Annotated in this window: 11 protein-coding genes; 6 read left to right on the forward strand and 5 right to left on the reverse strand. The window is 44.3% G+C overall.

From position 1 onward, the window contains the following. Nucleotide 1: 1 nt before the first annotated feature. From CCS90_RS04380 to ypfJ, 3 genes are read left to right on the forward strand one after another with little or no spacing between them, the layout of a single operon-like run. Nucleotides 2-1,252 carry an ABC transporter permease gene (locus CCS90_RS04380; RefSeq protein ID WP_099018268.1) on the forward strand — a complete coding sequence of 417 codons (1,251 nt, stop codon included), beginning with the start codon at nucleotides 2-4 and terminating at the stop codon, nucleotides 1,250-1,252. A gap of 10 nt (nucleotides 1,253-1,262) precedes the next feature. Then, a complete protein-coding gene (locus tag CCS90_RS04385) occupies nucleotides 1,263-2,429 on the forward strand; it encodes an ABC transporter permease (protein ID WP_162846806.1) in 1,167 nt (388 codons plus the stop codon). A 53-nt stretch (nucleotides 2,430-2,482) separates the two neighbouring features. Continuing rightward, nucleotides 2,483-3,349: a KPN_02809 family neutral zinc metallopeptidase gene (gene ypfJ, locus CCS90_RS04390; RefSeq protein ID WP_099018270.1), complete on the forward strand. Its 867-nt coding sequence runs from the start codon at nucleotides 2,483-2,485 to the stop codon at nucleotides 3,347-3,349. A 250-nt stretch (nucleotides 3,350-3,599) separates the two neighbouring features. Here ypfJ and CCS90_RS04395 read toward each other — a convergent pair whose 3' ends face one another. From CCS90_RS04395 to CCS90_RS04410, 4 genes are all read right to left on the reverse strand, one after another. Further along, nucleotides 3,600-4,361: a class I SAM-dependent methyltransferase gene (locus CCS90_RS04395; RefSeq protein ID WP_099018271.1), complete on the reverse strand. Its 762-nt coding sequence runs from the start codon at nucleotides 4,359-4,361 to the stop codon at nucleotides 3,600-3,602. 79 nt (nucleotides 4,362-4,440) lie between these two features. Then, nucleotides 4,441-4,743 carry a zinc ribbon domain-containing protein gene (locus CCS90_RS04400; RefSeq protein WP_099018272.1) on the reverse strand — a complete coding sequence of 101 codons (303 nt, stop codon included), beginning with the start codon at nucleotides 4,741-4,743 and terminating at the stop codon, nucleotides 4,441-4,443. Between the two features lie 93 nt (nucleotides 4,744-4,836). Next, on the reverse strand, nucleotides 4,837-6,384 hold the full coding sequence (locus CCS90_RS04405) for a peptide MFS transporter (protein WP_099018273.1): 1,548 nt from the start codon (nucleotides 6,382-6,384) through the stop codon (nucleotides 4,837-4,839). Nucleotides 6,385-6,410: 26 nt separating this feature from the next. Then, complete coding sequence (locus CCS90_RS04410; RefSeq protein WP_099018274.1) at nucleotides 6,411-7,961, reverse strand: peptide MFS transporter; 1,551 nt, start codon at nucleotides 7,959-7,961, stop codon at nucleotides 6,411-6,413. Nucleotides 7,962-8,218: 257 nt separating this feature from the next. Between CCS90_RS04410 and CCS90_RS04415 the strand changes: the two genes are divergently transcribed. The 3 genes from CCS90_RS04415 to ligA all read left to right on the forward strand — a co-directional run bounded on the left by CCS90_RS04415 (nucleotide 8,219) and on the right by ligA (nucleotide 11,800). Then, nucleotides 8,219-8,911 (forward strand): SDR family NAD(P)-dependent oxidoreductase, encoded by a 693-nt coding sequence (locus CCS90_RS04415; protein ID WP_099018275.1) that lies wholly within the window; start codon nucleotides 8,219-8,221, stop codon nucleotides 8,909-8,911. Between the two features lie 277 nt (nucleotides 8,912-9,188). Further along, nucleotides 9,189-9,785, forward strand: a complete 597-nt coding sequence (locus tag CCS90_RS04420) for a cell division protein ZipA (RefSeq protein WP_211337029.1) — start codon at nucleotides 9,189-9,191, stop codon at nucleotides 9,783-9,785. Then, nucleotides 9,782-11,800, forward strand: coding sequence for an NAD-dependent DNA ligase LigA (gene ligA / locus CCS90_RS04425; RefSeq protein WP_099018276.1), 2,019 nt, complete (start codon nucleotides 9,782-9,784; stop codon nucleotides 11,798-11,800). Before CCS90_RS04420 ends, ligA begins: the two co-directional genes overlap by 4 nt. Nucleotides 11,801-11,816: 16 nt before the next feature. On the opposite strand, the gene CCS90_RS04430 is transcribed toward ligA, so the two are convergent. Beyond that, on the reverse strand, nucleotides 11,817-12,188 hold the full coding sequence (locus CCS90_RS04430) for a hypothetical protein (protein ID WP_133566475.1): 372 nt from the start codon (nucleotides 12,186-12,188) through the stop codon (nucleotides 11,817-11,819). Between the last annotated feature and the right edge of the window lie 5 nt (nucleotides 12,189-12,193).

A 12,193-nucleotide genomic window follows, 5' to 3' on the forward strand; every position in this document is an offset into this window, starting at 1 on the left:
TATGAAATTTAATCATATGCCAATGACGGTCGCTGGCCTCAGGGTTAAGCGGGTGATCAGAGAAAAATGGGGCTTCATTCAATGGTTGGCCATACCGATAATCATTGTCTTTTTGATGAGTTTGATTGCTGGCACCGGCAGTGGAAAATTAACCGGTCGCTTACTCATCACCGATCATGACGATTCGACCATTTCACAATTTTTGACCGGCAGTTTCAGTCAAGGTCCTCTGGCAGAAATGTTTACCGTGAAACAAGTCACTGAGGCAGAGGGTACTGAAATCATGGATGCGGGTGATGCCAGTGCATGGATCACCATTAACCAAGGCTTTGGCGATGCCTTTTTAAACAATGAAACCACCCAGTTAACATTGGTTAAAAATCCAGCTCAGACGATATTGCCGCAAATGGTTGAAACCAGCATGAAACTGTTGGTCGATGCCGCCAGTTATATGCAAATTATTTTCGAAAAAGAATTGGCTGTTTTGCAACCCATGTTGGCTAACCAGAAGTTCAATGACACCGAACTGGTCATACTTACCCTGGGTATCAAACAACAAATCGAGCGCTTGGAAGAAACCATGTTTCCGCCCCAACTGACTTTAATTAAACAGTTGGTTGAAAGCCCTGATGAAGAAAAACAAAACATCACTTTTGGTTTACTGATGTTTCCTGGGGCCATATTTATGGCTTTGATTTTCAGCGCCAATTCCTTGGCGGTGTCCATTTGGGACGATGCCAGCAACGGTGTCATTCCTCGGTTGTCATCGACACCGGCGGCATTGGGTGCTTATATCAATGGCCAGGTTTTGGCAGCCGGACTGATCTTCGCTTTGATTTCGATTGTTTTGGGATGTATTGGAGGTTGGTATTTTGCTTTGCCGATGGGCCAACTCCCGGTCTTGTTGTTGTGGTTGGTGTTTTCTGGTTTGGTTATCTACATGCTGTTTGTCACGATATCATTGTTGATGCCAAGTTCCAAAGTGGCCAACATCACAGTCAATGCAACCACCTTTCCATTGTTGATGGTGGGTGGCAGTTTTTTCCCGATGGAAAGTATGCCGCCTTGGTTGGCTGCGGTGGGACAATTTTTACCCAATGGTTTTTTACTCAAAGGCCTAAAGGATTGGCTGGTGCGGCAAGAACCGATGGCAGATGCCATGTTGATTCCATTGATACTGGGCGCAGTCATGTTGTTGCTGTTGTGGATACTGAATCGGTATTTAATCAAGCAATTGATTCAAAAGGTATAAGGAGATGGGTATGAAAAAAATTTGGTTCATTGCGCAGAAAGATTTTCTTTACACATTGAAAGACAAAACCGTACTGGTGTGGTTGTTTATTATGCCTTTGGTGTTCTTTGCTTTTATTGGTAGCACCACCCAAAATTTTGGCGGTTCAGGCAGTAAAGCGACATTGGCGGTGTGGTATGAAGGTGACCCGCAAGACACTTTGTTTACCCAACTACAACATCGACTTGAAGTTGAGGATTATTCACTGCGCGTGTTCAGCACTGAACAGCCGCTGTACAATGAAAAATATACGTTCAATGATTACAAAAGACAATTGTGGATTCCTGCCGGCATAAGCAGCCAAGTCACCACCGATGAGCAAGTTGAAATTAAATACTTGATTGATGCAGATGGTATGGGTGGAGATTTTCACCAATTTAAAATCAGCAAAGCCATTTACCAGACACTGGGTGACTTGTTGATTTTGAAAAAACTTCAACCCAAAGATTGGCAAGCATTGGACTTCAGCGAAGTCAACGACATCCCGCGGATGATAGATTTGGTCATTTCTGAAGCTGGCAATCAACAACAAATTCCCTCAGGTTATAAACAAGCGGTTCCTGGCATCTTGGTGATGTTCATCATGATGATATCTTTAACCAGTGGAGCCATGGCCTTGTTCCAAGAAAGAAAAACAGGTGTGCTAAAAAGGTTGAGTGCCGCACCGATCAGTCGCCGTGAATTGATATTAGGCAAATGGTTGGGTAAATGGCTGCTGGCCACGTGTCAGTTGGTTTATGGCATGGTGATGGGCGTCTTGTTGTTCAGCATTCATTGGGGCGAACATTGGATCATGATATTTGTTTTGATGATGAGTTGGGCGGCGGCCTGTGCTGGTTTTTCAATCTTAATGGGTTCGGTGGCTAAAAACGAAGGACAAATAAGCGGGATCCCAGTCATCGTCTCTATGTTGTTGGCTGCCTTGGGTGGTTGTTGGTGGCCGATTGAGGTGGCCCCAGCCTGGATGCAAAAACTGGCCATGTTCCTGCCAACCGGATGGGTGATGGATGCCTTGCATCAACTGATGTACTTCGGTGGCACCATTGGTGATGTGCTGTCTCACCAAGTGGCTTTGTATGCTTTGGCATTGATTGCCTTGTGGTTCGCGTTTACAAAATTTAACCATGAAGTGAAATAAACCCATGTAAACATGAGTTATACTTATTGTTTTTAACATTCAGGTTTGCAAGTATGCGTTGGAAAGGTCAGAGAAAAAGTACTCGAATTGATGATCGCCGAGGTAAAGGCGGCGTGGTTCGTGGCGGTGCGAAATTATCAGGTGGCATGATCATCATTGCTTTAATTTATGCTGTGGTTACTGGACAAAATCCGATGTCATTGTTAGGTAGTATCATGCAACAAGGCGGTGGTTCCAGCCAACAACAAGTACAAATTCCAAAAAAACAATCAGCACAAGAACAAGAAAACGCCGATTTTTCCTCGGTTATTTTCGCCTCAACAGAGGACATTTGGCAGCAAGTGTTTGCCAAATCAGGTCAGCAATATCAAGTACCAACCATGGTGTTGTTCGATGGGCAGGTTCAATCTCGTTGTGGCGTGAACTCAGAAGCAGTTGGGCCGTTTTACTGCCCGGGTGATAACACCGTGTATTTGTCTTTGGGGTTCTTTAAACAATTAGAGCGCATGGGTGCACCTGGTGATTTTGCGCGGGCTTATGTGATTGGTCATGAAGTGGGGCATCACATACAAAACATCACCGGCACCGCAAGTCAAGTCAGAAAATGGCAACAAGAATCAGGGTCAAAAACCAAGGTCAACCAATTGTCTGTGTTGATGGAATTACAAGCCGATTGTCTGGCTGGTGTATGGGCTCACCACGCCAATCAACAACAAAATATGTTGGAGCCAGGTGATGTTGAAGAAGGTTTAAGGGCCGCTGCATCCATTGGCGATGACACCATTCAACAAAGGGCAGGCCGTCGAGTTAATGTGGAAGGATTTACCCATGGTTCGTCTGAACAACGGGTCAAGTGGTTGAAGCGAGGATTACAAACCGGTAATTACGATTCATGTAACACCTTTTCAGAAGGGGCGTGAACTGAAAGTCAGGGATGAGCGCAGACATTTTACAATGATTGAGGCTTGTAGGCTTTGGTCTACCCACAATAGCCATAGAAGATTAAAAAGGTTGGCTGAAGCCAACAACCCAAAGAATTGAAGTGCTCTTTTGCCACCATTCTATTAGTCGCTTTGTTGGTGTAAAAGTCAAACCCCCTATATTTAATATAAAAAAACCCTGGTTGATTGTTTCAACCAGGGTTTTTAGTTTAGGGATGTGGTTGCAGTTTTACTTCTTCACTTTCTTGAATTTCAGGGTCCAACGATCGGTGTTACCAGTCACTGATTTTCGACCGACCTCATATTCAAGTTCGTCATCTGCGCGGTAATGTAAATCTGAATAATCAACCAATTCGAAACCAGCCGCTTGGATTTCTAAAATCGCCAAGACAGGATCAATTCTTCTGCGGTTTTCATCGTTGTCGCCTTCCATGTGACGTCTGGTGTGATCAACAACACCATAAATACCGCCCATTTTCAAGGCATCCCAAGCGGCATCATTCATCGCTTTGCGACCGTCTTCAGCAAAATTGTGGTAATTTCTGAAGGTCAAAACCATGTCGGCGTTTTTAACGCCAATGTCGGCATTTTCAACTGAATAAAAACGTGCGCCGTCTTTGCGGTAAATATTGGAGTCCTCGGCACCCACTTTTATCGCTGACAAAGCTTCATGTTCTTCAATCATTGTGCTGATGCGACCAGTGCCCAAAGCGACAATCAATTCGCCATGCTCTTTCAATACGGGCGCCAGGATTTTAGAATACCAACCACCACCAGGAAGCAGCTCAACCACTTTCATGTCATGTTCAAAACCGAAAAATTCAAGGGTTTCTACCGGTCTTCTGTTGCGGTCTCTGTCTGTTTCAGCCGTTGTGCGTATTTCTGACTTCATCGCCATTTTTATCATGTCTGCCGTAGACTCACTGTGGTTGTCAGCTGTTGCATTGAATGCCAGTCCAGCCATCAACGCCAATACCAATAATTTCTTCATAAAATTCTCAGGTTATTAAAAGACAAAGATTTTATCAGAAATCAGTAAAGAATTTGTGAATTAGCGTAAGGAACCATGCTCAGTCTTCTGCAGAAAACGTATCGGGACCCTTGCCAGCGGTTTTTTCATACTGACCTTTGCCCACTTTGCGGTATTGGGTGAAGTCATTTTTGGCGATATTTTTTTCGCTGAGGGTTGAGTTGGGGGAGCCGGTGGTACCGGTATGTACATGAGAGGCCGTAATGACCTTGCTGATTTCGCAGCCACAATAAGTACAGTGGGTAAATACTGGATCTGCTAATTTTTGCATCACCACAAAGCCACCCAAGCAATAAGTGCAGTGGCTGTCTTGGTGTTTGTTTTCATAGGTGTACAGTGGCATAAGTATTTAATTATATAATATTTTTATCGGGCATAAAAAAAGCACCAAATCACAGCAAACAATTTGGTGCTTCTCTAATGATATTACAAGGCTTTAATGAACGCCATGCATGCCTTTTTTCAAAAGTGGCGTGATGATCAACATGAAAATACCCATGCCAATGCCTAACCACATCAAGAAATTAAACAATTCCGAATATTTGGCCACTTGCTCGGCCATGGTCATTGTTGCAGTTGCGTCACCATCAAAGGCCGCAAATTTAGACAACCTGGTGGCCAAGGTTTCTGATAGGGCAGTGGCCAAGAACCATGTTCCCATAGAAAAGCCTACAATCTTGCTGGGCGCCAATTTGGTCACCGCAGACAAGCCAACAGGTGACAATGCCAACTCGCCGGTGGTGTGTAACAAATAAGCCAATACCAACCAAATCCAAGCGACTTTACCTGACGCTTCAGGCATGGTTGCGCCCAAGACCAAAGCCCCAAAGCCCAGGCCAGCCTGGATCAAACCCAAGCCAAATTTAGCTGGTGTTGAAGGCTCTAAGTTGCGTTTTGATAACCAGACCCACATCCAAGCAAAGACAGGTGCCAATAGAATGATGAATCCTGCATTCAACGAACCAAATTGAGAGGCCTTGGCTTCCCAACCGAAGATGTTGCGATCCATGACTCGATCAGCAAAGAAGGTCATACTGGCGCCGGCTTGTTCAAACAATGCCCAGAAAACGATGGTTGATAAAATCAACACAATCAATACAAATATGCGGTGACGTTCAATTCTGGTTGATTTAGCAAAAGCGTAAAACATCATGAAACCGGCCGCGGCTGCCAAGAACACCCATTGACCTGAATGAACCCATGCTTCTCTTTGAACCACGAACCAAACCAGTGGTAAAGACAAGATGGTTAACAAGTAAATTGTCCACTCTACATTGATAGGGCCCAAAACTTTTTTGGTCAGTTTTTCAGGCTCACTTGGATCGGCATGTCCATATAAGTATTTTTGGCCATATAAGAAGAAAATCAATCCCAGTAACATTCCGATACCAGCAGCGCCAAAACCATAGCCCCAACCATAAGTTTCACCCAACCAGCCACACAATAAAGTGGCGGCAAATGAACCAATGTTGATGCCCATGTAAAAAATGGTGAAGCCAGAATCTCTGCGCGGGTCATTCTCAGGGTAGAGTTTACCAACGATGGTTGAAATGTTTGGTTTCAAAAAACCAACACCTAAGATAATCAGTGACAGTGCCAAATAGAACACATTCAATGCATCTATGTCCTGGGTAATGACCCCAGCGATGTTGGTGGCCTGTTCACCTTCAACAGCCATCAGTAGGTGCCCAAATACCAATAATATACCGCCAAACAACACGGCTTTTCTGGGTCCTAAGTACCTGTCAGCCAGCATGCCGCCTATCAAGGGAATGGTATAAACCAAGCCAGCATAAGCCCCCAAAACATCCAAGCCTGCAGAATCTGTAAACAGGTGGTATTTTGTGAGGTATAAAACCAACAGGAACTTCATTCCATAGAATGAAAATCGCTCCCACAGTTCAGTAAAAAAGCAAACATACAAACCCTTGGGGTGACCCCAGAGTTCGTTTTTTGCATCTTCAGTAAATTCAGCAGTACTCATATATAGTCCTCTTTAATTATTATTTATTAGTGAATGCCATGCATGCGTTTTTTCAGGAACGGCGAAATGATCATCATGATTACACCGGCACCAATTGGAATCGCTGTGAAGACCAAGAAGAATCCAGATAAGCCGACGGCTTCATTGATGGCATCTATATAACTTGCGGTCCAACCACCAATCAGATTGGCAAAGAAGTTGGCCAAGAACCACACACCGAACATCAAACCTAACAGGCGTTTTGGGGTTAATTTGCTGACATATGACAAGCCAACCGGTGACAAACAGATTTCACCCACGGTGTGGAAGAAGTAAGCGGCGATCAACCAGAACATAGAGACTGATGCGGTACTGGCTCCAGATTCAATGCCTTGCGCACCCAACGCCAAGAATGCAAAACCAACACCGGCCAGAATCAAACCCAAAGCGAATTTAGCTGGGCCAGAAGGGTTGTATTTGGTTTCCCATAACTTAGAGAATAACGGTGCTAAGGTGATGATGAAGAATGAGTTGAGGATGCCAAACCAAGAAGCTGGCACTTCAATTTCATTGCTTGATGAGAACTCTGAATAGACTTTCCAGATCACAATGCCCCAAATCAAAGCAAAACTGAGTCCCAGGAACATATTTGACAATGGGATGAGTTTGAATGTTTGTTTAAACAGCAATGACAATACCCAAGTCACTACAATAATCGGTACCACAGTTAAAAAGAAGTTGGCCCAGATATAAATGGTCGCAGAGCTACCCGTTAAAACCCTTTGGGTATAGTCTTTTGCAAAAATAGTCATCGAAGAACCCGCTTGTTCAAAAGCCCACCAAAAAATGATCACGAACAATGACAATACGCCAATCACCAACAAACGGTCTTTTTCTACGCCGGTCAGTTTTTTATCGGCCACGTAATTAGGTTCAAGTTTGTTGACTTTGACAGGTTTCGCACCATTGTCACCAAACACTGCTTGCGCAAAATAAAATTGTAACAAGCCAAAAAACATGAACACCCCTGCCAAGCCAAAGCCATAAGGCCAGCCAACAGTTTCACCGACATAACCACACAACATGATGCCCAAAAATGCACCGGCATTGATGCCCATATAGAAGATAGTATAAGCACCGTCCTTTTTGGAGTCATCTTTATACAAGCCACCGACCATGGATGAAATATTGGGTTTGAACAACCCGTTACCTATGATTAAAAGTACCAAGCCTAGGTAAAAGGTGTTGACCGTTTCAAAGGCCAAAGAGGCATGTCCCAAAGTCATCAGTAAGGCACCGACAACCACTGCAGATTTGAATCCCAAGAATTTATCAGCGATCCACCCACCTATCAAAGGGGTTAAATAAACCAGTCCAGTATAGACACCATATAGCATGGCCGCATTTTCACGTGACCAGCCCCAGCCACCACCGTCAATGGCCGTAACCAAGAACAGCACCAACAAGGCGCGCATACCGTAATAAGAGAAGCGTTCCCACATTTCAGTGAAGAACAAAATAAAAAGTCCCGCCGGGTGACTGAGGACTTCTGGATTGATGTTTGAGGTGGAGTTTTCTAAATGATTAGTTGAGCTCATATTTCAATGTATGTTTTGAGTGAAAAGAAAGCAGGTGACGCCCCCATTGAGCCCACACTACGACCAAAGCAGTAGATGATACCACAAAAATTCTGAATTCAGACTGTCATGTTAACGCAAATGTAACGATTATTCGATTTGGTTTTTATTCGGTGTTATTTCAACTCACATGCCAGTTGATTGGGAAAATCTGTGTTTATTTGCAGTTGAAGCTGATAGAATTCTGCCATCAAAATTGTGTGCAACAGTTATAAATCATGGAAAACAATCAAAAACTAGCGAATAAAACAGTTTTTTTAACTGGTGCTTGTGGTGGTCTGGGGTCAGCGATTGCTTTGCGATTATCGCAGCAAAACGCCAATTTAATCATCAGTGATAAAAATCCCAAGGCCTTGGATAAATTATGTGACGAATTGGTGAAACGGGATTTGCCTGAACCAGTGATGTATCCAATGAATTTAGTGGGTGCCACACCCAACGATTATTTACAGTTGTCGAAGCAAATCAAAGAGCACTTTGGACAACTTGATGGTTTGATTCACACCGCAGCTGAGTTTGGTAGTTTAACGCCGTTTTTGTTGTACGAAGCTTCCAGGTGGTTAAAAGAAATGCAGGTTAATGTCAATTCACCGATATTTTTAACCCAATCCTTGTTGCCTTTGATTTTAAAAAGCAAAGGATCAATCTTGTTCACATCTGACAATCAACAAACCACAGCCAAAGCCTATTGGGGCCAATATGGTGTGGGCAAAGCAGCGATCGAACAATTTGCCAAAATCCTTGCTCAAGAATGTGAAAACCAAGGGGTTCATGTTGCGACCATCACACCGCCACCGATGCATACCCAGTTGCGCGCCAAAGCTTGGCCGGCCGAAAATCCAGAGACATTGGCCAAACCCTTGGATGTGGCAGATTTGTATATAACGGCCTTGTCCGACCAAATCAGCTGAATAAAAACAGGCTTTCAAGTCGCTACTGACAGAGTCATGAGTGTTTGTATAGACTTTAAATCAGTCCTTTTTAATGAGAGCTGGTCAACAAAAAGTCAATCAAAACAGTTGGTAAGTGGGTTGAAAAACCGTTTTTTTTCTTTTTATCACAGCCATACCGTGTTGCTTGTGTCATCTTGCATCGGCAGTTACAAAAAAACGTCACCTTCTATGTCTTGCAGTCTGCCCATGGTTTTTGTATGATTCACTTGTCATTCAAAGGAACAAGCTGGTAAACGTGTCTGCATTAGAATTAAGAATATTATTGGTGGTTGTTGGTCTGATTGTATTGGCACTGATGTATTATTTTGGCACCAAACCCAAACACACCCGTGAAGCAATCGATGAGGATGAATTGTTTCAAATCGAACCAGAACTTCAGACGGAACCAGAAATAGATCCAAGCAATGATGGCAGGGTGACCACTGAGAAAAAAATCATTACCCTTTTCCTCCATGCCAAAGACGGCTTACAATTCGATTGGCATCAAATCAAAGATTCGGCTGCCAAAGCAGGTTTGGAGTACGGTGATGACCATTTGTTTTACCGTTATCGCCGTTTAGGTTCAGATAAAAAAGCCTTGTTCTTGGTTGCCAATATGTTGAAACCAGGTGTGTTTGACCCGGATTTGAGAACCACTGGATTGGTTTTTATCATGACCTTACCTGGCGAGATGAATGCTTTGGATTTATGGGACACCATGTTTCCTGTTGCCAAACGCATGGAAGAGTTACTTGACGGCTCATTAACCGATGAAAACCACAGTGCTTTTTCGCGCCAAAGAATTGCATCCATGCGCGAAGAGATGAGGACCTTTGAAAACAGCCTATCATGAAAAAAACATATACTCGTCCTGAGTATGATCAACTGAAAATCCAATTAAACGAGCTCGCCTATCATTACTATGTGCTTGACGAACCTCAGGTTGCCGATCAGGAATATGATCAAATGTATCAAGCGCTGCTTGGTATAGAAGCGCAACACCCAAATTGGATTACTGCGGATTCACCGACCCAACGTGTGGCGGATCAACCATTAAAAAAATTCAAGCAGATTAAACATGCCTTACCGATGTTGTCCTTAGGCAATGTATTCAGTGAAGAAGAGTTGTTGGATTTTGACCAAAGAATCAGGAAAGTGTTGGAAAAGCATGTGGCAGTATCCAATGACATTTCATACTCAGCCGAGCCCAAGTTGGATGGGCTTGCCGTCAGCATCAGGTATGAAAAGGGTCAAATGGTTCAAGCCGCCACCAGGGGTGATGGCCGTATCGGTGAAGACATCACTGCCAATGTAAAAACCATTCAATCCATACCATTGGTGCTCAGAGGTGATGATTTTCCGGCGGTGTTGGAAGTCAGGGGCGAAGTGGTTATGCCCAGGGATGGATTCGAACAATACAACCAATGGGCTTTGGCTTATGATGAAAAAGTTTTTGCCAACCCCAGGAATGCAGCAGCGGGTTCATTGCGTCAGTTGGATCCGCGGAAAACAGCCAAAAGACCTTTGGCCTTTTATGCCTATTCCATTGGGGAAGTGGTGCCGCAACATCGACATGAGAAACACAGTGATGTGTTGTTGTGGTTGAAAGATTTAGGCTTGCCAGTTAATTACCTGTCAACGGTGGTTGACGGCGTCAAAGGATGCATGGATTATTACCAGCAGATTGGTTCACAGCGCAGTGGCTTGAATTTTGATATCGATGGGGTGGTCTATAAAGTCGATGACTTGGGCTGGCAGCATACCCTGGGATTTGTCACCAAAGCGCCCCGCTGGGCCACCGCACATAAATTTCCGGCTGAAGAGGCCACCACCTTGGTGGAAAATATTGAAGTTCAAGTGGGTCGAACTGGCAGCATCACACCGGTTGCTAGGTTGAAACCAGTCAATGTTGGTGGAGTCACTGTGACCAATGCCACTTTGCACAATGAAGATGAAATCCGACGCAAAGATGTCAGGGCAGGTGACACGGTGTTTGTCAGAAGGGCTGGTGATGTGATACCTGAGGTGGTCAAAGTGGTCAAAGCCAAACGGCCAGAAGGCACCCAGCCATTTGAAATGCCTACACAGTGCCCAGTTTGTCAAAGTGAGCTGCACCGAATACCAGGAGAAGCGGTGTTGCGCTGTCCAGCCGGTTTAAGTTGTGACGCACAATTAAAAGAGGGCATCAAGCACTTTGCCTCCAGAAAAGGCATGGACATTGATGGTTTGGGCGATAAATTGGTAGAACAATTGGTCGATGCTGGGCTGATCAGCAACCCAGCTGATTTATATCATTTGACTGAAGCCCAAGTCGCTGGTCTTGCAAGGATGGCCCAAAAGTCAGCAGAAAATTTGTTGGCGGGTATCAACAAAAGCAAGCAAACCACCTTGGCACGATTTATTTATTCCTTGGGTATCAGGGAGGTGGGAGAAGCCACCGCATTGACCCTGGCCAATCATTTGCGAACATTGGATGCCATCATGGCATCGGATCATGAGGCTTTGATTTTATTGCCTGATGTGGGAGAAGTGGTGGCCAATAGAATCACTCAGTACTTCGATAACTCCAGAAATTTATCAGTGATTAAAGCTTTGTGTGACGCCGGCATTGAATGGCCTGCGATTGAACAAAAATCTGCAGACCAGTTGCCTTTGGCCGGTAAAACAGTGGTATTAACCGGCACCTTAAGCGCAATGACACGCAGTGAAGCGAAGCAAAAATTATTGGATTTGGGGGCCAAAGTCACCGGTTCAGTCTCGGCCAAAACCGACTTATTGGTGGCCGGTGCAAACGCAGGTTCAAAACGCGTCAAGGCAGAACAACACAAAGTTAAAATCGTCGATGAAGCTTGGTTGTTGTCTCAATAACCTTTATTTTTCTCGCCTAGTCAAACCCTTCTTCGAACAGGGTATCGACATAAATACCATTGCTACATATGATGTCTGACGTTTCGCTGAAGAAATAGATCACGCCTTGTTTGACGTTATAGGTCATGCTGTTTAATCCGATGATTTCTTGGTTGCTGGTTAATGCAATCACTGAGGTGTCGATCGGTGGTTGGCCGTTGGCTTGTTGGCAATTATTCATGTTGCTGTCGAAATTGATGATTTGATTGTCAAAGTCGATGACCACTGTGCTGTTGATGATATAGGCATAACCATCCAATACAGGGGTAACAGCTTGTGCTGGATTTATAGCGGTCGCGCAAACAACCAAACCCAGTAGATGGGTTTTGGGTGGTTTAAAATTGTTCATGTTTC

The organism is Marinicella litoralis, from assembly GCF_002591915.1.
Lineage (GTDB): Bacteria > Pseudomonadota > Gammaproteobacteria > Xanthomonadales > Marinicellaceae > Marinicella > Marinicella litoralis.